General features: G+C 54.2%; 18 protein-coding genes, 3 tRNA genes and 1 pseudogene. 17 read left to right on the forward strand and 5 right to left on the reverse strand.

Annotated elements, in window-relative coordinates; genetic code table 11:
- Nucleotides 1-62: 62 nt before the first annotated feature.
- From BN4575_RS03125 to BN4575_RS03165, 9 genes are all read left to right on the forward strand, one after another.
- The gene (locus BN4575_RS03125; protein WP_068977096.1) at nucleotides 63-1748 is read left to right on the forward strand and encodes an ABC transporter substrate-binding protein; all 1686 of its coding nucleotides are present in this window, start codon (nucleotides 63-65) and stop codon (nucleotides 1746-1748) included.
- Between the two features lie 118 nt (nucleotides 1749-1866).
- Nucleotides 1867-2850, forward strand: coding sequence for an ABC transporter permease (locus tag BN4575_RS03130; protein WP_042020615.1), 984 nt, complete (start codon nucleotides 1867-1869; stop codon nucleotides 2848-2850).
- A gap of 1 nt (nucleotide 2851) precedes the next feature.
- Nucleotides 2852-3772, forward strand: coding sequence for an ABC transporter permease (locus BN4575_RS03135; protein WP_068977097.1), 921 nt, complete (start codon nucleotides 2852-2854; stop codon nucleotides 3770-3772).
- Complete coding sequence (locus BN4575_RS03140; protein ID WP_042020612.1) at nucleotides 3769-4788, forward strand: ABC transporter ATP-binding protein; 1020 nt, start codon at nucleotides 3769-3771, stop codon at nucleotides 4786-4788. The genes BN4575_RS03135 and BN4575_RS03140 overlap by 4 nt, the downstream gene beginning before the upstream one ends.
- A gap of 11 nt (nucleotides 4789-4799) precedes the next feature.
- Nucleotides 4800-5792: an ABC transporter ATP-binding protein gene (locus BN4575_RS03145; RefSeq protein ID WP_068977098.1), complete on the forward strand. Its 993-nt coding sequence runs from the start codon at nucleotides 4800-4802 to the stop codon at nucleotides 5790-5792.
- Nucleotides 5793-5906: 114 nt separating this feature from the next.
- Complete coding sequence (locus BN4575_RS03150) at nucleotides 5907-7664, forward strand: glycoside hydrolase family 9 protein (RefSeq protein WP_068977099.1); 1758 nt, start codon at nucleotides 5907-5909, stop codon at nucleotides 7662-7664.
- The gene (locus BN4575_RS03155; protein WP_068977100.1) at nucleotides 7657-8529 is read left to right on the forward strand and encodes a BadF/BadG/BcrA/BcrD ATPase family protein; all 873 of its coding nucleotides are present in this window, start codon (nucleotides 7657-7659) and stop codon (nucleotides 8527-8529) included. Before BN4575_RS03150 ends, BN4575_RS03155 begins: the two co-directional genes overlap by 8 nt.
- Entirely contained in the window at nucleotides 8514-10394 is a 1881-nt protein-coding gene (locus BN4575_RS03160) for a beta-N-acetylhexosaminidase (RefSeq protein ID WP_068977101.1), read from the forward strand. Before BN4575_RS03155 ends, BN4575_RS03160 begins: the two co-directional genes overlap by 16 nt.
- Before the next feature lie 157 nt (nucleotides 10395-10551).
- Nucleotides 10552-10896, forward strand: coding sequence for an MGMT family protein (locus tag BN4575_RS03165; RefSeq protein ID WP_068977102.1), 345 nt, complete (start codon nucleotides 10552-10554; stop codon nucleotides 10894-10896).
- 16 nt (nucleotides 10897-10912) lie between these two features.
- On the opposite strand, the gene BN4575_RS22035 is transcribed toward BN4575_RS03165, so the two are convergent.
- Nucleotides 10913-11077: a hypothetical protein gene (locus tag BN4575_RS22035; protein WP_162850141.1), complete on the reverse strand. Its 165-nt coding sequence runs from the start codon at nucleotides 11075-11077 to the stop codon at nucleotides 10913-10915.
- Nucleotides 11078-11185: 108 nt separating this feature from the next.
- Nucleotides 11186-13807 (reverse strand): type I DNA topoisomerase, encoded by a 2622-nt coding sequence (topA, locus tag BN4575_RS03170; protein WP_068977103.1) that lies wholly within the window; start codon nucleotides 13805-13807, stop codon nucleotides 11186-11188.
- Between the two features lie 356 nt (nucleotides 13808-14163).
- On the opposite strand from topA, the gene astB reads away from it, so the two are divergent.
- The 6 genes from astB (at nucleotide 14164) to BN4575_RS03200 (ending at nucleotide 18258) form a co-directional block, all read left to right on the forward strand.
- A complete protein-coding gene (gene astB / locus BN4575_RS03175; protein WP_068977104.1) occupies nucleotides 14164-15501 on the forward strand; it encodes an N-succinylarginine dihydrolase in 1338 nt (445 codons plus the stop codon).
- A gap of 234 nt (nucleotides 15502-15735) precedes the next feature.
- Nucleotides 15736-15820 (forward strand) — tRNA-Tyr (locus BN4575_RS03180).
- 39 nt (nucleotides 15821-15859) lie between these two features.
- A tRNA-Tyr gene (locus BN4575_RS03185) sits at nucleotides 15860-15944 on the forward strand.
- 44 nt (nucleotides 15945-15988) lie between these two features.
- Nucleotides 15989-16073 (forward strand) — tRNA-Tyr (locus BN4575_RS03190).
- Nucleotides 16074-16214: 141 nt separating this feature from the next.
- On the forward strand, nucleotides 16215-16505 hold the full coding sequence (locus tag BN4575_RS03195) for a hypothetical protein (protein WP_068977105.1): 291 nt from the start codon (nucleotides 16215-16217) through the stop codon (nucleotides 16503-16505).
- A gap of 379 nt (nucleotides 16506-16884) precedes the next feature.
- The gene (locus tag BN4575_RS03200; RefSeq protein WP_068977106.1) at nucleotides 16885-18258 is read left to right on the forward strand and encodes a tyrosine-type recombinase/integrase; all 1374 of its coding nucleotides are present in this window, start codon (nucleotides 16885-16887) and stop codon (nucleotides 18256-18258) included.
- Between the two features lie 633 nt (nucleotides 18259-18891).
- Here BN4575_RS03200 and repC read toward each other — a convergent pair.
- Both repC and BN4575_RS03210 read right to left on the reverse strand, forming a co-directional pair.
- Nucleotides 18892-19806, reverse strand: coding sequence for a replication protein C, IncQ-type (gene repC / locus BN4575_RS03205; protein ID WP_176716413.1), 915 nt, complete (start codon nucleotides 19804-19806; stop codon nucleotides 18892-18894).
- On the reverse strand, nucleotides 19796-20683 hold the full coding sequence (locus tag BN4575_RS03210) for a helicase RepA family protein (protein ID WP_083220980.1): 888 nt from the start codon (nucleotides 20681-20683) through the stop codon (nucleotides 19796-19798). Before BN4575_RS03210 ends, repC begins: the two co-directional genes overlap by 11 nt.
- 738 nt (nucleotides 20684-21421) lie before the next feature.
- On the opposite strand from BN4575_RS03210, the gene BN4575_RS03215 reads away from it, so the two are divergent.
- Both BN4575_RS03215 and BN4575_RS22410 read left to right on the forward strand, forming a co-directional pair.
- Nucleotides 21422-21973 (forward strand): cytochrome b/b6 domain-containing protein, encoded by a 552-nt coding sequence (locus BN4575_RS03215; protein WP_068977108.1) that lies wholly within the window; start codon nucleotides 21422-21424, stop codon nucleotides 21971-21973.
- 101 nt (nucleotides 21974-22074) lie between these two features.
- Nucleotides 22075-22254, forward strand: a pseudogene (locus BN4575_RS22410) (IS5/IS1182 family transposase); the annotation flags it as partial.
- Nucleotides 22255-22356: 102 nt separating this feature from the next.
- On the opposite strand, the gene BN4575_RS03220 reads toward BN4575_RS22410, so the two are convergent.
- Nucleotides 22357-23982: an MCR-3-related phosphoethanolamine--lipid A transferase gene (locus BN4575_RS03220; RefSeq protein ID WP_068977109.1), complete on the reverse strand. Its 1626-nt coding sequence runs from the start codon at nucleotides 23980-23982 to the stop codon at nucleotides 22357-22359.
- Between the last annotated feature and the right edge of the window lie 60 nt (nucleotides 23983-24042).

Below are 24042 nucleotides of genomic sequence, written 5' to 3' on the forward strand. Positions count from 1 at the left end.
CGGTGCTCACACAAAACAAGGCGAATCCCTCAGGAATGCCAAAAAATAAGAAAGGAAAACATATGCTTGCCAAAGTATCCAAAATCTCTACCGCTGTAATGCTGGGAACCATGATGCTTGCCGGCGCTGCCAGCAACGTCATGGCCGCAGACAACAAAACCGTACTGACCATGGTCGCGCAACAAGAGACCGCCTGGGTTAAGAACTTCAACCCCTTCCTGCAAGCGGGCCTGCTGCACACTACCCGCCACTTCATCTATGAACCGCTGGTGATCTTCAACGATATGCAAGGGGGCAAACCCGTCTATCGTCTGGCCACCAACTATGCGTTCAGCGATGACCTGAAATCCGTCACCTTCGATCTGCGTGATGGCGTGAAGTGGTCCGACGGCGAAGCCTTTGATGCCGATGACATCATCTTCTCCTTCAATCTGGTCAAGGCCAACAAGGCGCTGGATGAGCGCTCAATCTGGACCCAGATTAAGAGCGTCGAGAAGCTGGCCCCCAACAAGGTCAAGTTCGACCTGACCGAGATCAACACCAACGTGGTGAATGATCTGGTGCTGGTGCCTATCGTGCCGGAGCATCAGTGGAAATCGGTGAAAGACCCGGTTGCCTTCACCAACGACAAGCCGGTCGGTACCGGCCCATTTACCGAAGTGGACAACTTCTCCGCCCAGCTCTATACCCAGTGCCGCAACCCGCATTATTGGGATAACGCCAACCTGGCCATCGACTGCCTGCGCATGCCGCAAATGGCCACCAACGACCAGGTGCTGGCAGCGGTCATGAAGGGTGACATCGACTGGTTCGGCTCCTTCGTACCGGATATCGAGCGCCTCTATGTCGGCAACGATCCGAAGAACAACAAATACTGGTTCCCGGCCTCCGGCACAGTCGCCTTCAACGTCAACTTCCAGACCAAGAACCCGGGCAACAACGAAGCCTTCAACGACATCAACTTCCGTCGCGCCTTCTCCATGGCGATGGACCGCCAGTCCATGGTGGATATCGCGGGCTACGGCTACCCCACCGTCAACGAATACCCGTCAGGTCTGGGCAAAGCCTTCGACTCCTGGAACAACCCGGAAGTGGACAAGAAGTACGGCAAGTACAACAAGTTCGATCTGGAAGCCGCCAAGGCCATGCTGAAAGAGGCCGGTTACAAGGATTGTGACGGCGACAAGTTCCTCGACACCCCGAGCTGCAAAAAGATCGAGTTCAAGGTACTGGTTCCGAACGGCTGGACTGACTGGGTCAACACAGTACAGATCGGCGTAGAAGGGCTGCAGGCACTGGGTCTGAACGCCAAGACCTCCACCCCGGAAGCAACCGTCTGGACCGAGAACCTGATCACTGGTGACTTTGACGTGGCGCTGCAGGGCTACTTTGCCGGTGCCAACCCGCACAAGTACTTCGAGACCGCGTTCCACTCCCGCAACATGGGTGACCGTGGCAACCGCTTCGCCGCGCCCCGTTTCAAGGATCCGGCCCTCGACCAACTGATCGATGACTTTACCCAGACCGCCGATGCGGCCAAGCAGAAGGAGATCATGTTCGCCATCCAGGATCGTGTTGGTGCCAACCAGACCATCATTCCGGTCTTCAACAACCCGACCTGGTATGAGTACAGCACCAAGCGCTTCAACGGCTGGTTCAGTGCTGATAACCCGGTAGCCAAACCTCAGCTCCACCCGGACACCCCTGAGCGTCTGCTGCACGTGTTGTCCCTCAAGCCAAACAGCTAAACAATCCCGGCCCCCTGCGGGGGGCCATCTTCCCCGTTAATCCCCTTCTTGCCCGGCTCTGCCGGGGTTGGGGTAGCTATACCCGACGCGGGGCAGGCTTGCAGTAAAAGGTACTATCATGGGATTCATACTGAGACGCTTTTCCTTCTACCTGGTTGCCTTTCTGGTAGCCGCCACCATCAACTTCCTATTACCCCGAGCCATGCCTGGGGATCCTGTCTCCGTGATGTTTGCCCGCGCTGGCGCCATGATGGAACCCGCCGCCCTGGAAGCCCTCAAAGCCACCTTCGGTTTTGTTGACGGCCCCATCGGCACCCAATTTCTCACCTATGTGAAGAGCGTCTTCACCTGGGATCTCGGCACCTCGGTGCGTTTCTACCCGCAGCAGGTCTCTGACGTGCTGGGCCGTGCCATTGGCTGGACCCTGTTTCTGGTCGGCACCTCCACCATTCTGAGCTTCTCCATCGGTTCCATCGTCGGCATCTTCGCCGCCTGGTATCGCGGTGGCCGGATGGACAGCATTCTCTCCCCGCTCACTCTGGTGATGCAGGCCATTCCGCCGGTGGTGGTCTCCCTGCTCGCCCTGTTCCTGTTCGGGGTCAGCCTGGAGTGGCTGCCCATCGGCTACGCCTACAGCCCGGAAATCCCGGCTGACTGGGGCTGGGAGCACATCAAGAGCATCATGACCCACGCCATCATGCCGGTGCTGACCCTGGCCATCGTGCAGGTGGGGGGCTTCCTCATCACCATGCGCAACAACATGATCAACCTGCTCGGTGAGGATTACATCACCATGGCCAAGGCCAAGGGGCTCTCCAGCAACCGGGTGATCTTCAACTACGGCGCCCGTAACGCCATTCTGCCCAGCGTCACAGCGCTCTCCATGGCGCTCGGTTTCGTCATCGGTGGCTCCCTCATCACCGAGGTGATTTTCAACTACCCGGGGCTGGGACTGACCCTCTATCAGGGCATTCTGGCGCGCGACTACCCGCTGATTCAGGGGCAGCTGCTCATCATGACCATCACCATGCTCACCTTTAACTTCCTGGCCGACGTGCTCTACGTCTTCCTGGATCCCCGTCTGCGTTCAGGAGGCAAATAAGATGCGTATGCCGACTATTCTGAAAATCTTGTTGGGTAACCGCAAAGCCGCCTGTGGCCTCGCCATAGTAGTAGCCTTCGTGTTGATGGCCCTCTTTGCCCCCATTCTGGCCAGCAACGAGCCTACCAAACGGGTGGCTCGCCCGCACCAGCCGCCCAGTACCGAGTTCGTGATGGGATCCACCCGCATGGGCCACGATATCTGGGCCCAGTTCACCAACGGCGCACGGGTCTCGCTGCTGGTTGGCTTCAGTGCCGGTATCCTGGTCTGCACCCTGGCGGTGGCGATTGGCATCACTGCCGGTTACTTCGGCGGCATGATCGATGAGTGCCTCACCTTTTTGATGAACGTGGTGCTGGTGATCCCCAACCTCCCCTTGCTACTGGTGCTGGCGAGCTTTATCGGGGAGGCGTCACCGACGGTGATTGCCGTGATAATAGGGTTGACCTCGTGGGCCTATGGCGCGCGGGTCATCCGTGCCCAGACCCTGGCCCTGCGGGAAAAAGAGTTCGTCATCGCCGCCGAAGTGCTGGGCGAACCGGCCTGGCGCATCATTCTGGTGGAGATCCTGCCTAACCTCATCTCCATCATCGGGGTCAGCTTTATCGGCTCGATCATTTACGCCATCGTCACCGAAGCGACCCTGGAATTCCTTGGTCTTGGCGACCCGACCGTAGTGAGCTGGGGCATCATGCTCTACAACGCCCAGACCTCCAGTGCCATCCTGATCGGCGCCTGGTGGGAGATCCTGGCCCCCTGCTTCGCCATCGCCACCCTGGGGGCTGGCCTCGCCCTGCTCAACTTTGCCATCGACGAGATCGCCAACCCGCAGCTGCGCTCCCACAAAGGGCTCAACCGCTGGAAGAAACTGGCCGCTCCGGTCGCAACACCACTCTCTGCCGCACAGGAGAAGACAGCATGAACAAGCATCCCCTGCTGTCAGTACGCAATCTTTGCGTCGACTACATCACCGAAAATGGCGACGTGCGCGCCGTCAACTCGGTGAGCTTCGATATCAGACAGGGTGAGATCTTCGGTCTCGCCGGTGAGTCGGGCTGTGGCAAATCCACCGTCGCCTTCTCGGTGGCCCGGCTGCACAAGCCGCCCGCTTACATCAGCGGTGGCGAGATCCTGTTCAAGGGGGAGAACATCCTCCACTACAACGAGGAGCGGCTGCGCTCCTACCGCTGGCAACAGGTGTCGGTGGTGTTCCAGTCCGCCATGAACGCCTTGAACCCGGTGCTGCGGATGGAGGAGCAGTTCTGCGACGTGCTGTTGGCCCACAACCCCGGCATGACCCGCTACGAGGCCATTAAACGCGCTCAGGAGTTGTTGACCATCGTCGACATCCATCCGAGCCGGCTCAAGGATTACCCACACCAGTTCTCCGGCGGCATGCGCCAGCGGCTGGTGATCGCCATCGCCATGGCGCTCAACCCAGAGCTCTTGATCATGGACGAGCCGACCACGGCGCTGGATGTGGTGGTGCAGCGGGAGATCCTGCAGAAGGTCTATGCCCTGAAAGAGAAGTTCAACTTCTCCATTCTGTTCATCACCCACGACCTCTCCTTGATGGTGGAGTTCTGCGATCGCATCGGCATCATGTATGCGGGTGAACTGATTGAGGTGGCCCCCTCCAAGGCGATCCTGACCGCGCCGCTACACCCCTATACCAAAGGGCTCGGCAACTCCTTCCCGCCCCTGCACGGCCCGAAAACCGTGCTGGAAGGGATCCCCGGCACCCCGCTCAATCTGCTGGAGGTGCCGGTCGGCTGCCGCTTTCAAGCCCGCTGCAACAAGGTGCACGATCGCTGCCGTCAGGAGTACACCCAATTGGCCGAGATCCGCCCCGGCCAACAGACCGCCTGCCACCTCTATGAAGAGCAGGGGCTGCAACAAGATTCCGTGATCTATCTGGACAAGGCCGCTGGCTGTTAAGGATGTCTGTCATGCAAATCGCCAAAACCGATGCACCCATCATCGAAGTCCAGCACCTCTACAAGGACTTCCCCATCAACTCCAATGCCATCAAGAGTGGCAAGATGCGGGCACTGTCCGACATCACCTTCAACCTGCACCGGGGCCGCGCCCTGGCGGTGGTCGGGGAGTCGGGCTCCGGCAAGAGCACCATCGCCAAGATCATCGCCAAGATGTACAAACTCAGTGCCGGGCGCATTCTCTATCGCGGCCACGATCTGGAGGAGTTCAACAAGGGCACCGCCCTGCTGGACTATCGCCAGAGCGTGCAGATGGTGTGGCAAGATCCGTTCGGTTCGCTCAACCCGACCCATACCATCTATCACCACATCGCCCGTCCCCTGCTGCTGCACAGCAAGGTGATCGATAAAAAAGATCTGCCGGAGATGGTTTACACCCTGCTGGAGAAGGTGGGGTTGACCCCCGCCAAGGCGACTGCGGCCAAATATCCGCACCAGCTCTCTGGCGGCCAGCGCCAGCGGGTCAACATCGCCCGCAATCTGGCGGTGGAGGCGGAAGTGGTGCTGGCGGACGAGCCCACCTCCATGCTCGACGTCTCCATTCGCATCGGCATCCTCAACCTGATGGAGCAGATGAAGAACGAGCTGGGGGTCTCCATGCTCTACATCACCCACGACATCGCCACCGCCCGCTATGTGGCGGAAGATCTGGCGGTGATGTATGTGGGGCACATGGTGGAGTGGGGCGAGGTGGACGAGATCCTGCACCATCCGCAGCATCCCTACACCCAGCTGCTCATCTCGGCGGTGCCCGATCCCGAGAAGAGCATCCATGCCGAGCTGGAGGGTGGCCGCAGGGGGGAGATCCCGCTCTGGACGCCGGAGTCCTGCGGCTGCCCGTTTGCCGGGCGCTGCAATCAGGCGATGCCCCGCTGCAAGGAGACGCAGCCTGCTATCACCAAGCTTGCCGACAACCACTTCGTGCGCTGCTACCTCTACGAGTGATGGTGAGCCTTATACCGGCCGGACAGCCCTGTCCGGCCATGCCTCGATACGGGGTAGCCACAGCCCCGTTATGTGCCTCACCGTTCGCCGGTGAACCACAGGAGTAATACCTTGATGGAACTCTTGATCAATCAAGTGGGCTACGAGTGCGACGGGCACAAGGTCGCCCTGCTGCAAACTTCCCACGCCCATGATCTCGGCGGCTATGTCAGGCTGCTGCGCCAGGATGATGGCCAGATCCTGTTTGAAACCCCACTGCAAGCGGCTGGCAGCGTCCCCGGCTGGCAGGGGCGCGCTTATTGGCGCGCCGACTTCTCCGCCTTCAAGGAGCCCGGCCACTATCGGCTGGAGGCGATCACAGCCCCCATAGGCGCAGCCGCTACGGAGCAGCGCATTGTCCGATCTACCAGCTTCGCCATCGGCCAGGATCTGCTGGCCAGTCGCTGCCTCTCCGACGTCATTCACTACTTCAAGGGCCAGCGCGCCAGCGGCACCTTCGATCGGGCCGACCGCAGCGCCCGCCTGTTTGGCACCGATCAGCACAAAGATGTACGCGGCGGCTGGTTCGATGCCAGCGGCGACATGAGCAAATACCTGAGCCACCTCTCCTACGCCAACTACCTCAATCCCCAGCAGACCCCCATGGTGGTGTGGGCCCTGCTCAAATGCCGGGAACTGCTGGCTCCGCGCCGCGATATCGACGGGGTGAACCTCTGCAAACGGCTCAATGACGAGGCGCTGCATGGCGCCGATTTCCTCTGCCGGATGCAGGATGAGTCGGGCTTCTTCTTCATGACCCTGTTCGACAAGTGGAGCAAGGACCCCGCCCAACGCGAGCTGTGCGCCTATGCCACCCAGCAGGGGATCAAGTCTGCCAACTGGCAGGCCGGTTTCCGCCAAGGGGGCGGCATGGCCATCGCCGCGCTGGCCCGCGCCGCCCGCGAGAGCGTCAGCGGCGACTTCGATGCCAGCCGCTACGCCGAAGCGGCCAAACGCGGCTACCAGCACCTGCGTGAGCATAACCTCACCTATCTGGATGACGGATGCGAGAACATCATCGACGACTACTGCACCCTGTTGGCGGCGGTGGAGCTGACCCGCACCTTCGGCGCCGAGTGGCTGGTCGAGGCGAGAGCCCGCGCCAGCAAGCTCTGCGCCCGCCAGCGCATTCATCCGGAGCTGGGTCACTACTGGTCGGCCAACGAAGATGGCTCGCGCCCCTACTACCATGCCGCCGAGGCGGGTCTGCCGGTGCTGGCGCTGCTGGAATATTTAGACGTGGAGCCGGATCAGGAGCACAAGGCCCGGGTACAAACCGTGGTGGAGCAGGCGCTGGCCGCCGAGCTGGCGCTGTGCGCCCGCGCAGGCAACCCCTTCTCCCTCGCCCGCCAATATGTCAAAGGGGTCGATGAAGCGCCGCGCGTCAGCTTCTTTATCCCCCATAACAACGAATCCGGATACTGGTGGCAGGGGGAGAACGCCCGCCTCGCGTCGCTGGCGACCATGGCCTTTGCCGCCGCTCACCACTTCCCCCGCCAGAGCCAGCCGCTGAACACTTATGGCCAGCGCCAGCTCGACTGGATCCTCGGGCAAAACCCGTTCAACGCCTGCATGCTGGCGGGCCACGGCATCAACAACCCCGCCTATACCGCCGGTTATCCCAATGCGCAGGGGGGCATCTGCAACGGCATCACCTCAGGGTTTGATGACGAAAATGAGGTGGCCTTTATCCCGCAGGAGTACAAGGATCGGCTGGATCAGAACTGGCGCTGGGGCGAGCAGTGGATCCCCCACGCAGCCTGGTTTGCTCTGGCCATCAGCTGGCAAAGTGCCCTGAGTGACCGAAATGAGCAGGGAGGTCGCCATGATTGAGTTCTGGGTCGGGGTCGATGGCGGGGGCACCCACACCCGCGCCCGCATTCGGGATCGGGCGGGCAAGCTGCTCGGCGAGGGGCGCTCGGCAGGCTCCAATCTGGAGCTGGGTATTGCCCATGCCCACGCCAATGTGCTGGCCGCCATCGCCAGCGCCCGGATCACTGCCGGGCTCGGAATAGAGTGCGAACAACAGATGGGGGTCGGGCTGGCGCTCGCCTCCGCCGAGCTGGCCGACTGCTACCACGCCATGCTCGCCATGCCCTTCCCCTTTGCCAGCGTCAAGCTCACCTCCGATGCCTTCGGTGCCTGCCTCGGCGCCTTTGGTGGCCGTGAAGGAGCCATTCTGATCGCCGGTACCGGTTCGGCGGGGCTGGTCTATCAGGAGGGGCAGATCCGCACCTGCTCCGGCCGCGGCTTCCCTATTTCAGACATAGGTAGCGGCGCCTGGCTGGGGCTGCGCGCCATTCAGCAATCCCTGCTCTGCCACGACGGCATTCTGCCCCCCAGCACCCTGGCGGTGCGGCTGCTTGATCGCTTCAAGCGGGATCAAACGGAAGTGGTGCGCTGGGCCGCCCGCGCCATTCCGGCGGACTATGGCCACTTTGCCCCCTGGGTGTTCGATGCCGCCAGTGATGGTGACGAGCTCGCCAACCAGCTGCTGGACGAAACCTGCGAACAACTGCGGATCCTGCTGGAGGGGATGACCCAGCTCGGTGCCAGACAAATCGCCCTGCTGGGGGGAATTGGCACCCGCCTCGCTCCCCGTCTCGGCCAGCTCAACCTGATCCCCCCCCAGGCAGATGCGCTCGATGGTGCCATCCTGTTTGCCCAATCAGAGGATTTTCCATGTCTACACCCCTGATCCACACCCAGGTCGCCCGACGTGACGGCGAGGATGTCTGGTTCACCTTCACCTTGTCCAGCTTGCCGGGCACCCGGTGGAAGCTGCACTTCTGTCTGGCCCGCCATATCGACCCCGACTCCTTGCAAGGGGGCGAGCTGGAGCGCCAGAGCGGCAGCTACAAGGTGATTGTCCCGAACGCTGGCAGCTGCGATCTGCGCTTTTGCTGCCGCCAGACCCCCATCAAGAAGCTCTCCGACATGCCGCAGGGGTTCTTCCTCAGCCTGCCGGAGGCCACCACCGGCGCCCAGCTGCTGCCGGTGACGCTGGCGGCGCAGGATCTCGCACTGGATAATCCGGTCAGCCACAAACCGGACCTGCCCGAGGTAGACCCCCAGTGCGACGAACCTCTCTACGGCATAGTGCCGCAACCGGCCCATCTGGTACTGCTGGAGGGGAACTTCCGGCTGGCCGAGCGGGCCCATGTCAGCGCTCCTCACGATGTGCCGCGACTGCTGGCCCACTTCAACGAGCTGACGTCACTGGCGCTGGAGCAGGATCATGACGCCGAAATCCGGCTGACCGAGGCCAAACTGGCCCCCGAAGCCTACCAGCTCACCATCACGCCGCAGGAGGTGGTGATTGCCGCCGCTGACGAAGCGGGCTGGCGCCACGGGCTGGTGACTCTGGCCCAGTGGTATCTGCAACATGGGGAGAGCCTGCCCTGCGTCACGCTGGAGGATGCCCCGCGCTTTGGCTTTCGCGGCATTTTTCTCGACTGCGCCCGCCACTTCCACACCCCTGCAACCATCAAGCGCCTGCTCAAACTGATGAGCCTCTACAAGTTCAACCGCTTCCACTGGCACCTGACCGATGACGAGGGGTGGCGGATCGAGATCAAGGCCTTCCCGGCGCTGACCGACGTGGGCGCCTGGCGCGGCCACGATCTGGCGATTGCCCCCCAGCTTAGCGGCGGCGCCGAACCCTATGGCGGCTACTACACCCAGAGCGAGGTAAAGGAGCTGGTGAGCTATGCCGGTGAGCTCGGCATCACCGTCATTCCCGAGATCGACATTCCGGGCCACTGCCACGCCGCCATCAAGGCGCTGCCCGAGCTGCTGGTGGAGGCGGCGGATCACTCCCGCTACCTCTCGGTCCAGCATTTCGATGACAACGTGCTCAACCCCGCCCTGCCCGGCACCTACCGCTTTCTGGAGGCGGTGCTGGAGGAGGTGTGCGAGCTCTTCCCCGGCCCGCAGATCCACATGGGGGGTGACGAGGTGCCGACCGGGGTCTGGACCGACAGCCCCGCCTGCCAGCAGCTGATGGCCGAACAGGGTTACTCCGACTGCCGCGAGCTGCAGGGTCATCTGCTGCGCCACTGCCAGCGTTATCTGGCCGACAAGGGCAAGCGGATGATCGGCTGGGAGGAGATCCTGCATGGCGACAAGGTGAGCCGCAACGCCGCCGTCTGTGCCTGGACCAGCTTCCAGGCGGGACTGGACGCTGCCGCGGCCGGTTATCCGGTGGTGATGGCGCCCGCCCAGTCCCTCTATCTGGATCTGGCCTGGAGCCAGGACATTCATGAACCCGGCCTCTACTGGGCGGGGACCCTCAATCTGGAGCAGGTCTATGCGTGCGATCCTGCGCCAGCCGATTTCCATGCCAACGATAACATCCTCGGGGTGTTGAGCCCCTTGTGGTCAGAATTGATCACCTCTCGTGATCGTCTCGACTACATGTTGTTCCCGCGCATGCTGGCCACGGCCGAGGTGGCCTGGAGCGATCCTGCCCACAAGGGCTGGGATCACTTCGCCGCTCGCCTGCCGGGCCAGCTGCAGATCCTCGATCAGTTGCAGGTGCGCTACCGGATGCCACAGAGGTAATGTTGTCTCTATTTTGGCGGCCGCTTGGCCGCCTTTTTTCATTTCAGCCCCCGCCAGCCCCTGATGTCCGATATTCCGCCCCCTCCCCGCACTCTTGCTCCCGGCCCCGCCAAGAGGCCACAATGGCCCATCCGTACCACCGTAATAACAGGCATCCATGTTTCACCCCTCCCATGAAAAAGTGGCAAGAATCGAGGCGATCATCGCCCTGATCCCGGCGGGCAAGGTGGTCAGTTATGGTCAGGTGGCCGATCTGGCCGGGCTGCCCGGACGGGCAAGACTGGTGGGCAAGGTATTGCGGGAAACCGACAAGGTACTGCCGTGGCATCGGGTATTGGGCGCCGCGGGCACTATCTCGTTACCCAAAGGGTCACAAGGCTTTGCCGAGCAGATGGGACGATTGCAACAAGAGGGGGTGCCGGTGATCGGCGGGCGGGTCAGAATGAAGGAGTGGCAATGGCAGCCCGACTTGGCCGAGCTGCTTTTTCTACTGCCGTTTTGAGAGGGTCACTGCCGGATCACTCCAGTGGCGCCAGGATCTCGTCGCTGCGCACCTGCACCGGTATGGTCTCGTCCTCGCGCTGCAGCAGCACCAGCAGGCTCTGCCGGTCCACCTCCAGCACATAGGCTGCACCTTCCCGGGTCATGCAGCTCATGCCCGGCCGGATCTCGTTAATCTCCATCTCAACCTCCTTGTGTACTTCGCGATTGACGACAGCTGCACTCCTTGCAGCTGTCTCAGTATACCGCTATCCATAAGCAAAGAGGCCCCTTGTCGGGGCCTCTTTTCATCACGCTTTCTTCGGCTTGGGCAAGCTCTGTTGCCAGGTGCCGTTGTCGTAGTGAGCGGTCCAGCCAGTCGCCTTGCCGTTAACCTCGCTCATCACGTACTGCTCCTTGGTCTTGCGACTGAAGCGCACGATGGCGGGGTTGCCATCCGGATCGGTGAGCGGGGCACCGGCCAGATACTTGTGCTTGGCCGAGATGCGATCCTTGAAGCGTTGCAGCTCCTCCACCAGCGGCGCGCGGGTCTCGCGGGATTTGGGGAAGTTGCTGGCAGCCAGGAACAGACCGGCCGCACCGTCACGCAGCACGAAGTAAGCATCGGACTGGGTGCACTTGAGCTCAGGCAGCGGCACCGGATCCTCCTTCGGCGGTGCAATATCACCGTTTTTCAGGATCTTGCGGGTGTTCTTGCAGGTCTCGTTGGTGCAACCCATGTACTTGCCGAAACGGCCGTTCTTGAGCTGCATCTCGCTACCGCAACGGTCGCAGTCGATGCTCGGCCCTTCGTAGCCCTTGAGCTTGAACTGGCCTTTTTCGATTTCGTAGCCATCGCAGTCAGGGTTGCGACCACAGACGTGCAGCTTGCGGCTGTCATCGATGATGTAGGCATCCATCGCGGTACCGCAGACTTCGCAGCGGTGCTTGGCGCGCAGCGCTTCGGTTTCGGCCTCATCCCCGTCGGTGGTGGAGACAAACTCGTCCGCAGAGACCAGGTTGATGGTCTTCTTGCAACGCTCTTTCGGCGGCAGGGCATAACCGGAGCAGCCGAGGAACACGCCGGTAGTGGCGGTACGGATCCCCATCTTGCGGCTGCAATCCGGGCAATCTATATCGGTCATCACCATCTGGTTGGCACGCATGCCGCCCTCTTCTGATGGCTTGTCCGCTTTTTCCAGCTCTTGGGTAAACTCGGCGTAGAAGCTGTCCAGCACCTGCTTCCACTCCAGGCTCCCTTCGGCAACGCCATCGAGCTTGTCTTCCATCTTGGCGGTAAACTCGTAGTTCATCAGCTCGACGAAGTTTTCCACCAGACGATCGGTGACAATTTCACCCATCTTCTCGGCGAAGAAACGGCGGCTCTCGACCCGCACATAACCACGATCGACGATGGTGGAGATGATGGAGGCGTAAGTGGAAGGACGGCCGATGCCACGTTTTTCCAGCTCGCGAACCAGCGCAGCTTCGGTAAAGCGTGCAGGCGGCTTGGTGAAGTGCTGGCGCGGATCCAGCTTGACCAGTTTCAACACCTCGCCCACGGTCACCGCAGGCAGCTGGCTGTCATCGCCTTTGCGACCCATCGGCGGCAGCGCCTTGGTCCAACCAGCGAAGCGCAAGATACGGCCACGGGCCTTGAGCTCGAACTCACCGGCCTTGACGGTCAGGGTAGAGGAGTCGTACTGGGCCGGGGTCATTTGGCAGGCGACAAACTGACGCCAGATGAGATCGTATAGACGCATGGCATCCGGTTCCATCCCTTCCAGCATTTCGGCCGTGACCAGCACGCTGGAGGGACGGATCGCCTCGTGCGCTTCCTGGGCTCCCGCCTTGGCACCATAGAGCAGCGGTTCAGCGGGCAGATAGGCTGCGCCATACTGCTCGCCGATATATTCACGCAGCGCTTCGACCGCCTCTTTGCTGAGGTTGGTGGAGTCAGTACGCATGTAGGTGATGTAACCCGCCTCATAGAGACGCTGGGCCATCATCATGGTCTTCTTCACCCCGAAGCTCAGGCGGGTAGAGGCAGCCTGCTGCAAGGTGGAGGTAATGAACGGCGCGGACGGCTTGGAACCGGTCGGCTTGTCTTCCCGGTTCACTACCTTGTAATCGACCCCTTCCAGGGCAGCCACGGCGGCGAAGGTTTCAGCCTGGGTCACCGGCTTGAAGTCGGCACCATTGCGGCTGACCACATCCATACGCAGGGCAGACTGCTCACCGGTCAGCAGGTCGGCATTGAGATCCCAAAACTCGACCGGTACGAACGCCTTGATTTCACGCTCTTTATCGACGATGAGGCGCACCGCTACGGACTGCACCCGACCCGCAGACAGACCGCGGGCCAGCTTCTTCCACAACAGCGGAGAGACCATGTAACCCACCACCCGATCGAGGAAACGACGGGCCTGCTGGGCATTGACTCGGTGGATGTTCAGCTCGGATGGCTGAGCAAACGCCTCCTGGATGGCGCTCTTGGTGATCTCGTTGAACACCACCCGCTTGTAGCGGCTGTCGTCACCCCCGATGATCTCGCGCAGGTGCCAGGCGATCGCCTCTCCTTCTCTATCCAAGTCGGTTGCGAGATAGATGATGTCAGCTTTTTCAGCCAACGCTTGCAACTCGCTGACCACCTTCTCCTTGCCGGGCAAAATCTGGTAGTTAGCCTGCCAGCCAGCGGTCGGATTGATACCCATCCGGGCGAACAGAGCCTTGCGATCCTTGGCAGCCTTCTCGGTTTCGCTCAACTTGATGCCGCGAATGACAGGTTTCTTGGGCTCGGTGCTGGCGCTGCCACTGGTGGGCAGATCGCGAACATGACCGACGCTGGATTTCACCACGTAGTCCTTGCCCAGATATTTGTTGATCGTCTTGGCCTTGGCCGGAGACTCCACTATGACCAGTGATTTGCCCATGCTGTAACTATTATCCTCATTGCACCCGACGGGGTTGGTGTGCGGTTTTGTGGGGCTGTATAAGAGATTTGGCGCGAAAAAGCAATCTTGTGAGCAAATTTGCCTGACCAGCCCGAACCGCATTACATCTTTTATTGCGTCTTTATTTATTAATGCGAAGGCTGCGGGCCAGACGCAACCGCTTTTTCATTTTTCTGCCATACCGCCCCTCTTTTTATATCTGAAACGACATAAAAGCGGCCGCTAGTTACCGGCTTGTTACAAAAAAATAAAATCTCCTTATAATGGCCCAACCCCGGCGCAGCACGCGCGGAAGGAACCGCAACCTCTCATAAAAATCGAAAAGGATGTACTCAATGAAGCACTTCGAGGTCAATTTCGACGGTCTGGTCGGCCCGACCCATAACTACGCCGGTCTCTCTTACGGCAACGTTGCCTCCCAGAGCAATGCCCAGGAAGCCTCCAATCCGAAAGAGGCCGCCAAACAGGGGCTGCGCAAGATGAAGGCGCTGACCGACCTTGGCATGACCCAGGGGATACTGGCACCGCAGGAGCGCCCCGATCTGGCCACCTTGCGCCGACTCGGCTTCACCGGCAACGATGCCTGGGTGCTGGAGCAGGCCGCCAAACAGGCACCCGCCGTACTGGCCGCCTGCTATTCGGCCTCCAGCATGTGGACCGCCAACGCCGCCACTGTCTCCCCCAGTGCCGATACCCGGGATGGCCGCATTCACTTCACCCCTGCCAACCTGACCAACAAGTTTCACCGCTCCCTCGAGCCGGATGTCACCGGCCGGATCCTGCGCGCGGTGTTCAACAACGATCGCCACTTCAGCCACCACCTCCATCTGCCGGAAAATGATCATTTCGGCGACGAGGGGGCAGCCAACCACACCCGGCTCTGCCGCGCCTATGGCGAAGCGGGGGTCGAGCTGTTCGTCTATGGCCGCAGCGCCTTCGACCACTCCCGCCCGGCGCCAAAGCGCTACCCAGCTCGCCAGACCCTGGAAGCGAGCCAGGCTATCGCCCGCCTGCATGGCCTCGGCGAGGAGAGCGTGGTGTTTATCCAGCAAAACCCGGAGGTGATCGATCAGGGAGTGTTCCATAACGATGTGATCGCGGTGGGCAACCAGAACGTGCTGTTCTTCCACCAACAAGCATTCCTCAACACCGAGGCGGTGCTGGCCGAGATCAACGGCAAGTTTGGCGAAGGAGAGCTGCACTTTATCGAAGTACCGACCGCCGAGGTCTCGGTGCTGGATGCGGTGAAATCCTACCTGTTCAACACCCAGATCCTCACCCTGGCCAATGGCGAGATGGCGATCATTGCCCCCACCGAGTGTCGCGACAATCTGGCGGTCTCGGCCTATCTCGACAAGCTGCTGACCTTGGGCACCCCGATCAAGGCTGTGCACTACATGGATGTAAAACAGAGCATGCGCAATGGTGGCGGCCCGGCCTGCCTGCGGCTGCGGGTTGCCATGAACGACGCCGAGCTCGCCGCCGTCAATCCGGCCTGCCTTATCAACGACCGCCAGTTCGCCCGCCTCGACAACTGGGTCGATCGCCACTACCGCGACCGTCTGAGCCTCGATGACCTGCGGGATCCGTCACTGGTGCAGGAGTCCCGCAGCGCGCTGGACGAGCTGACCCAGATCCTGAAACTCGGATCCATTTATCCCTTCCAGCGTTGATCCCGGGATCTCCACCGGGGCTACCCATCGGGTAGCCCCGGTGCACGTTACCCCCTCTCACCGCCCATTACCCCATGCCGCTGTTGCGCAGAAAATCAGCTTACAACTAGCTGATAAGTTTGAATTTTGAGCTTGCTGTATCAAAAAACAACGAACAGTCATTTTTTACTGTCATATCAGCCTGTCAGGGGTTCACAAACGCTGGGGATCTGCTAGTATGCGCCTCGCACTTGGGGAGGGGTTCCCGAGCGGCCAAAGGGATCAGACTGTAAATCTGACGGCTCTGCCTTCGAAGGTTCGAATCCTTCTCCCTCCACCATTCAAGTGCGAAAGTAGTGACAATCAGGAAATACCCCGTGGAGGGGTTCCCGAGCGGCCAAAGGGATCAGACTGTAAATCTGACGGCTCTGCCTTCGAAGGTTCGAATCCTTCTCCCTCCACCATTTTCCCGATTGATATAGCCGAATAACATATGTTTTACCCCTGTGGAGGGGTTCCCGAGCGGCCAAAGGGATCAGACTGTAAATCTGACGGCTCTGCCTTCGAAGGTTCGAATCCTTCTCCCTCCACCATCATTCAAGAAAACCCGGCCTCGCGCCGGGTTTTCGCTTTCTGCCATCCTCCTGATTTTTCCCGACCTTGTCAGATTTGACAGTTGTAACTGCATCCAATATCGCTGATTGTGGCAGCATCAACATCAGAGTATTCACATCATGTTTGAAGTCTGGGACGAGCATGGCCATGCAACCGGTCTGACACTGCAGGCGCTCAAAGTCAGAGTAAGCAACGACTATCAGGGCGAGCTGATGGTGCGCTACAGCAACAAGCTGGGGCTCCCCACGACCCTCTTTCTGACCATCCATCAGGGTGTTGCCTATCAGCGCTTCAAAGCCGGCTCACCAAAACTGGATTGGGAGTGGCTGGCCACCGCAGGCAATGGCCACAGCCCCCGCAATTTTATGAGTGAACAGTTCCCCCAGTTTCAACTCGTACCGGGTAATTGAACACCGGCAACTCCCGCTCAATCATCACCACACATTGCCAAAAACTGATTTTCCATTCCGGTTACATTCCTGCCAAATTGCATGATGACGTGGGGGCGAGTACAATCTCGCACCCCGAATATCTGGTGCACCTTCTGTAGATAGGCCCCGGATATGCCGTCATCGGGTCGCGCGGCATTGAACCTCCTCTCGGAGTGTCATCTTGCACCGCTACTCAACCACTACGATGCCATCAGGTGGCGTCGTCCTGATTTGCAATCCGAACCATAACCAAAAAACAACAACAAAAACAACAGCTTGAGACGCTCACAAAAACCATATACACAATTCTATACACGGTGGTAGTATCAGAATTGCATACGTATCAATGGGAGCAGTTATGGCTGGCTTATCTGAGTTCTTGAGTCTGCAATCTCGGGAAGAATTGGAGCAGATGATCGAGAGGATGGTCTCTGAGCGCACTACTAAAGGGGGGCAATCCAGGCCCGATTGTCGTGTCACTCTTGGCAACGGGATCTCGCTATACAAACAAAAACAGAGCTCCAAGTGGTACTGTCGCGTTCATCAACCAAACAATGGCATATCTGATTATCGTCAAAGTACTAAAACAGCTGATTTAAATGATGCTAAGGTAATGGCATATAAGATCGCATTTACGCTCGATAACAAGTTGTCCAATGGTATCCAAATAAAAAAGAACGTAATTTTTAAAACGATAGCAAATGAAATAATTGAGCTCTATAAAGATCGAAAAAAAGCTAATGATGGCTACTACGTTAGTGTGATAAAAAACCATCTAACCCCATATTTTGGTGGGATGGCAATTCAAGATGTTAACGAAAGATCAATCAGATTATTCTGGAGGCAATATGTCAAAGGACTTGTTGCTGCAAGAGAGGCAAAGGATCTATTAGATGTTCAAGCAGGAAAAAAGCCGCTATCCCCTGAAGATATTGATGATATAAAAAGATCGCTAGCACCCAGTAAAACTTTTAAAAATACTGTTCATATTCTATTGAAAAGGATTTTGAGTGAAGCAAAAGAGCAGGGATTGATTTCATTTTTGCCTGATATGAAGAATAAGGTTGATGCGAAAAAAACAGCCAAAATTGAGTACTGGGAAACAGATGAAATAGAACTAATTTTTAATAAACTTTCTAACTGGTGTAATGCAGACACAGATGATAAAAACAAAAAAATACTTTTTTTATATTGTAAATTTCTTTATTTGACTGGCGTCAGAACTGGAGAGGAAGCAACAGGAATAACATGGAACGATATTATTCGTCGTGATGAAAATGGTTATGTAGATTACTATTGCAGAATAAATAAAGGCAAGCTAAAAGAAACTAAAAAAGTCGGAAGGGAAGTATTAATTGCAAAAGGGAATGCAAAAACAGATAGCCGAGTAATAAAAGAAGTATTAATACCGATCTCTAAATTGTTGGGTTTTAAAAACTTTACTGATGCAAGAGAGAGTGGTGGTGATGGTAATATTTTCCCTTTGAATAGACCGCCTGAGATTTGGAAGAAATTTGCAAATGAAAACAGTGTAAAAGGCACACTTTATGGTTTCAGGCATACATACATAACAAATGAAATCATTAATGAGGTTCCTCTTGCTCATATTGCAATGCACGTTGGGAATAGTGTTAAGATGATTGAGGATCATTATTCACATGCAACAACCAGAGCCCTTAGAAATGCAGAAATAAAACGAAACAAGACCAAAAAAAATAAAAATACTATCTAATACCCCCTCAACCTTTGGCGCGTTTATGCTTCGCAACGCGCCTAACGCTTTGCTTTTGATTAGTATATTTTATGTTGCGCTTCGCTTTAAGATTTTTGAGCGCTTCGCGTTATTTTTATTGGATGAAAATACAACGACAGTTAAGCGGTACATCAATGTAAATCAGAACTGATGCGATTGAGCCTAATCATCATTCCCTCAAATTCTGGCTAATGCTGCTCAGCTTGCTGAGCAAAAAACAAAAAACTACAAAAACGATTCTCGTTTTAGAACCCTCCGTCAACCCTATCAGTGTAATACCAATAGGATGTCGCTAGAAGGCCCTAGATCTTCATTAGACGGCATGTTCAACTAGGTAAGTGCCTTACTAAGTCTTTTGATTGGGTCTTTGGATATAGCGTTTCAGAGCCGTTAATAGCGATTAACCTCTGTGTCATGTTTAAACGCAAAAAAATACTCTAAAAACCTTCTTAAGAATGCTCTCTTAGAGCATTCTTAAGTAGTGGATTCTATAAAAACATGCAAAGCCTTGCGCAGTATGGTCTCCAGAGGATTACCGCCTAAATTTTCGCACCTCGATTTAACGTGATGAGTACCATGATATAACGTCATAAGAACCACGTTATAACGTCATTAGACCTCTTTCACTACCCCCTTGAATACTCTCGGTCGCCGCACCGTAGCCTTCCCAGTAGCGCCATTTCCTATTAGCTCGACCTGCCACCCTCTGAGCTCAGCAATGTCCCTCAATGCGTCAACCATCATGCCCCGCTTACGCCTTATTTCCTTTTTTTCATAAGCAGTTAATACTGTTGTGTTCGACTTGCATTTGTCAGTATTCCAGATGCGTTGTACAAGGGTATCGAGGAACGGGGTGAGCACTTCCCCAGGGTTGATGTTAGAAGATAACCAAGCATGAACCAGCATAGCTACATTCGATTTAAGCTGTTTTCTTTCCTCCAAACAAATCCGATTAAATTGCCCACCATCAATAGCTCGTGCAATTCTTGGATTTACAACTACATCAACAACATCCTCTCGGCCTATATCATTTTTTGAGATTAAATAGCTTAACATGCTAGATTTCCATTCATAACCCTCTGATATGAGGTGTAAATCAACTTTACTCAACCTATCAAGACCCTCCTTCAATCTATCATATTCATGACCAGATTTATTCCAACCTAAAACACTAATAATTTTCGCCTGAGTAGTTGAAAGCAATATCGCATTTTCACTTGCAGCATTATACATAGCATTCAAATTACTCCATAAATAAGTAGATCTAGGCCCTTTAGAGCTTTCATTTATAATTTTCCCATCAATACCGGCAAGGGCAATTAAAGAAAAGAGAATGCTTTGATCAGAATAATCCAACCCTTGCTCTATATTAACTCGAATTTTCTGTTCACTAAACACCGAACTCAAAACCACGTTGCTTTCACGCTTACCATTAGCAATCGGGATGAACAGCCCTGTTATTCTACCTAGCAATGGATCAACAAGAGCAAAAAAATTAACTTTATAATTTATTATTTTAATAGACACCACTTACACCCCTTGTGCTATTTATTTCTATTTTTTCTTCCTTGCTTCCATCATTAGAGCTGACATATTCATTCTTATTATCGTACTCACCATCAATAACAACTAAGGTATCGATAACTTTCCCTTTAATCGTTCTGCCAAGAGTTTCTATTTTTAAACCAATTGACATATCCAGGTCGTCATTTCCATCTTTACTCTTTGTGCAAACCAATTTTGAAGAAAGACTCTTTTTATCTTCATCTTTTGTAACAAAATACTCATTATCTAGTGCAGCTTTGAAAGAGTATGCTCCTTTAGCTCCACGAGCTATGTCCTTACCAGTATGGTGTACAATCAAAATTGTTGCGCCAGATTTAACCTTTATCTGATCACAGCCAGCAATAAATGCCCCCATATCTTCTGCTGTATTTTCATTTCCAGTGAAGCATCTTGCCAAAGTATCGATAACGATCAACCGTACAGGCATCCCCGTCTCAAGCAAGACATCCTCTGTAGCTAAAATCAAATCATCGATAAACTCTTGCTTAGACACAAACATAGGCTGAGATATACGATAAAAATTTTTTATATCTTCGCCATTGTTATATTTATTAACCCAGGCATTCATTCTCTTTATCATTCCATTACTGCCTTCCGCAGCAACATAGATAACCGAGCCCTGCTTGACATCCAAGCCCTGCCAAGGCTTACCTGTAGCCACTCTACAAGCTATATCGATTATCAAAAATGACTTACGAGAACCACTTGGGCCATAGAAGCCAGCCAATGAATTCTCATCCAAAAGCCCTTCGACTAAAAATGAATCCTGATCATAATTAACCAGCCCTGCCCCCCTATCCATTGGAACTTTACATTTTCTAGTTTTCACTAACTCCATGATTCCCCTCTATTAAAAATCATAAATAAACTCCTTTGGTTGAGTAAACAAACCATTATTAATCTCTATCTGAAAACGTTTAAATTATGGGCATCTGGTAAAAGACCGTTATATTAACCCACTCAACAGAATCCACAAAAGTACGAATGAAGAATGTTAATGGCTAACAACCCTTACAGAAAATTTTTATAACGTTAAAAGCATAGGCAACGCATTAATGATGCATTGCAGAAATAATAACTGCAACTATTTTTTACAAGTTTATGATACTAATCATAATTGAGATAAACTTGTTATAAAAACGGTTAGTTCGATTAATGAACAGAATTATAACTTTCCTATTGTGTGTGGACGTAATTTCTTACTAAATAACTGCTACGAATAGTGTTACACCTTCGCTATTCCATAGTCATTTCTTGGAAAAGGAGACACGCAATTCATGATAGTGTTTCACTCGAGCCAGCAGGTTAACCATTTATCTGCATTGGTGATTGCATGTGATGTTTCATGTGACCAGATCGAATGAGAACTTGAAGATAAGCTACCGAACTCAGTTGTTGTGATTCATGTCGAGCCACATGGCATTTTTAGTGCCCAGTAAACTAGACTGCAAAAGCTATAAGCTATAGTTGTTAAGTTTTTCTTAAGAAATGGAAGTTATAGTGTATTTACTCATTGTGCAGTGAGATAACGCATTGCTGCGTGTCATATAACACACCAACTTCATGGAGTGAAATAATGTCAGATAATCAAAAAATCAAGGTTTGGGATCTTGTAGTACGGGGATTTCACTGGCTTACAGTTACACTTTGTGTACTCAACCTATTCATTCTTGAAGAGGGTCATCGGAACCATCGCTATGTTGGATATACCCTGTCAGTATTACTGCTTGTTCGAATAGTCTGGGGCTTTTATGGTTCTCATTACGCTAGGTTTACTCAGTGGTTTCCCACGCCTGCACGCGTAGTCGGTTACCTTAAAGCGACGATTAAAGGCGAGCATCCTTATCACGCAGGTCACAATCCAGTTGGTTCATTGATGATAATTTTATTGTTGATTTGCTTGATCGGCACAGCTCTAACAGGGATTCTGACTAACTATGAAGATATGTTTGTTGATGATGTAATGGAAGAGATTCATGGTGGTTTTGCCACGGCTTTACAGGCTGTAATCTTTATTCATGTACTGGCCGTGATTGTAATTGACCATCTAACCAAGGGCGACTTGATTCGAGCAATGATTACGGGAAAAAAACGCGTACCCTCTGGCGTAGAAATTTCAGATCGTTAGACAAGGTAGTATTCTTAGCGGCGTTGTTGCCCAAATCGATGCAGCCTGAATGGAACTCACTGGGGGGGCCTGATCACTAACATCCCTTTCAACGCTGCATCTTGGGCATGTCGCTTTACCTCATCACCAACTGACCCTAACCAGATTAATCGAGGTTCACTTACCTTCGGGGTTGCAGGTTCCATCACTATCACGGTCAGAGAGGGCCACGCCAGCTCTACGATGACCAGAGCATCTACACCATCCTGATGCTCATGGGGATTTCCAGCCTCACTCAGAGATAAACTCAGGGGCTAATCGATACACTATTCGAGTTGATGAATGAGCAATAGTAATGAAACTAACTATTTGACATATGATTGGGGGCCTGAGCCCCCCAAATTTTATTGTGTAATACGGCATTGACTGAAAATATCTAACCCCTTTTCATAGACTGAGGTCTTGACATCCCAGATACCCAGCACCGATGAAAAAATATTATCGTGTGAGTAACGGGTATCAGCAGCTTTCTGCTGCAAACACGTCATATCTATTCCTTTCTCTTTGGTAAATCCTGGTGACATCCAGACCTGCATAGGCACTCGGGTCTGGTCATCCGGTGCAAACTTATACGGTGTACCGTGCAGGTAAAGCCCCAATGCTCCGAGAGATTCACCGTGGTCGGAGACGTAGATCAACGCGGTGTTGTATTTATCTTCGTAGGTTTTCAACTTGGCAATCATCTCTGCAATCACGAAATCGGTGTAGCGAATGGTGTTGTCATAGGTGTTTGTAAGCTCTTCATCAGTACAGTTTTCGATATCGCTACGTGGGCAATCAGGCAAGAACTGGCGATGAGAATCAGGGTAGCGCTTGTAGTAGGTTGGGCCATGACTGCCAATAAGGTGGAAGCCCACCAGTTTATCTCCTTTCATCTGCGCAATTTCATTATCAAGGTCTTGGAGAACAACCTCGTCATAGCATGTGTTCTTATCACAGAATTTAGGATGATCCTTCGGCTTGATTTCGATGTTTTGGACTCGATCACAGACTCCTTTGCAGCCGCCATCGTTCTCCTTCCAAAAGATGGAGATCCCCGTTTTCTGCAACACATCGAGCAGGCCCTCACTGTTGCGAGCTCGATTATCATCAAACTCCTTTCTCTCCATATTGGAGAACATGCAGGGCACTGATACTGCTGTAGCAGTACCACATGAACGAACATCGTTAAAAGAAATGACATCCTCAATCTTGCTGGTAAAAGCGTTAGTTTCTTTCTCGTAGCCATTCATGGAGAAATTTTTACCACGAGCAGTTTCACCAACAACCAAAAACATCAGAATGGGTTTGTCTTCTTTCGCTACTCGTGTAGCGTCATCGCCCAAAGTAGCAAAGGGGACGGGCTCAGCCATATAGCGTCTATAAAGATATTTACTGGTGCTATACATGAAGTTAGCGGGAACAATTTCACGATTTAGAGTCTGATTGTTACGACCAATAGATGCGTAATCCTGGTAGTACAAGGCAGCAATAACCCCAACTATTGCTAACGAGGCCAGCATAGATAGTGCTCTCTGAGCAATACCTTTATACCAAGTAGATGCATACTCAATCTTCACAAAGAAAATTAATATGGCAGGAAGCACACCTGTGAACAAAACCCACATAATGATTGGTAGATTAATGTAAGCATATGCTTCACTTTGATTGGTTTCAAATATGTTCTGGATCATGTCACCATCAAATATCACCCGATATTTCATCATGGTATAGCTGGCAATAGAACCCGTAACAAAGAGGAAGGCGAAGAAGGGCTTCATCAGATAGCGGATCGAAAAAGGCATGAAGACGAAGTTAAGAGCCGCAACGAGTAAAAAAGGAATTGAAATGACGAAGCCGACCTTGAAGTGTTCAAGATTGGACAGGATGTCATAAAAATGGAGCAAAACTGGCCAATTAAGTAAAAACGAAAAGACCAAGGCCAATAATAAGACAAATGAAACAACTCTTATCTTTACTACCGAAAACATAATTTCTCCCTGATAAACCCTTCAATTCTACGCGAATTTTTATTAAAAAGTATGGACGAA

Origin of the sequence: Aeromonas sp. EERV15, assembly GCF_900079845.1 — a bacterium.
GTDB classification, from domain to species: domain Bacteria; phylum Pseudomonadota; class Gammaproteobacteria; order Enterobacterales; family Aeromonadaceae; genus Aeromonas; species Aeromonas sobria.

Excerpts from the sequence above, each read along its gene's own strand:
- BN4575_RS03145 (WP_068977098.1), top strand. The coding sequence starts at position 4,800 with ATGCAAATCGCCAAAACCGATGCACCCATCATCGAAGTCCAGCACCTC.
- BN4575_RS22035 (WP_162850141.1), bottom strand. The coding sequence starts at position 11,077 with ATGGAGATTAACGAGATCCGGCCGGGCATGAGCTGCATGACCCGGGAA.
- BN4575_RS03155 (WP_068977100.1), top strand. The coding sequence starts at position 7,657 with ATGATTGAGTTCTGGGTCGGGGTCGATGGCGGGGGCACCCACACCCGC.
- BN4575_RS03130 (WP_042020615.1), top strand. The coding sequence starts at position 1,867 with ATGGGATTCATACTGAGACGCTTTTCCTTCTACCTGGTTGCCTTTCTG.
- BN4575_RS03150 (WP_068977099.1), top strand. The coding sequence starts at position 5,907 with ATGGAACTCTTGATCAATCAAGTGGGCTACGAGTGCGACGGGCACAAG.
- BN4575_RS03215 (WP_068977108.1), top strand. The coding sequence starts at position 21,422 with ATGTCAGATAATCAAAAAATCAAGGTTTGGGATCTTGTAGTACGGGGA.
- BN4575_RS03135 (WP_068977097.1), top strand. The coding sequence starts at position 2,852 with ATGCGTATGCCGACTATTCTGAAAATCTTGTTGGGTAACCGCAAAGCC.
- BN4575_RS03165 (WP_068977102.1), top strand. The coding sequence starts at position 10,552 with ATGTTTCACCCCTCCCATGAAAAAGTGGCAAGAATCGAGGCGATCATC.
- BN4575_RS03195 (WP_068977105.1), top strand. The coding sequence starts at position 16,215 with ATGTTTGAAGTCTGGGACGAGCATGGCCATGCAACCGGTCTGACACTG.
- topA (WP_068977103.1), bottom strand. The coding sequence starts at position 13,807 with ATGGGCAAATCACTGGTCATAGTGGAGTCTCCGGCCAAGGCCAAGACG.
- BN4575_RS03200 (WP_068977106.1), top strand. The coding sequence starts at position 16,885 with ATGGCTGGCTTATCTGAGTTCTTGAGTCTGCAATCTCGGGAAGAATTG.
- BN4575_RS03220 (WP_068977109.1), bottom strand. The coding sequence starts at position 23,982 with ATGTTTTCGGTAGTAAAGATAAGAGTTGTTTCATTTGTCTTATTATTG.
- BN4575_RS03125 (WP_068977096.1), top strand. The coding sequence starts at position 63 with ATGCTTGCCAAAGTATCCAAAATCTCTACCGCTGTAATGCTGGGAACC.
- BN4575_RS03140 (WP_042020612.1), top strand. The coding sequence starts at position 3,769 with ATGAACAAGCATCCCCTGCTGTCAGTACGCAATCTTTGCGTCGACTAC.
- BN4575_RS03210 (WP_083220980.1), bottom strand. The coding sequence starts at position 20,683 with ATGGAGTTAGTGAAAACTAGAAAATGTAAAGTTCCAATGGATAGGGGG.
- astB (WP_068977104.1), top strand. The coding sequence starts at position 14,164 with ATGAAGCACTTCGAGGTCAATTTCGACGGTCTGGTCGGCCCGACCCAT.
- BN4575_RS03160 (WP_068977101.1), top strand. The coding sequence starts at position 8,514 with ATGTCTACACCCCTGATCCACACCCAGGTCGCCCGACGTGACGGCGAG.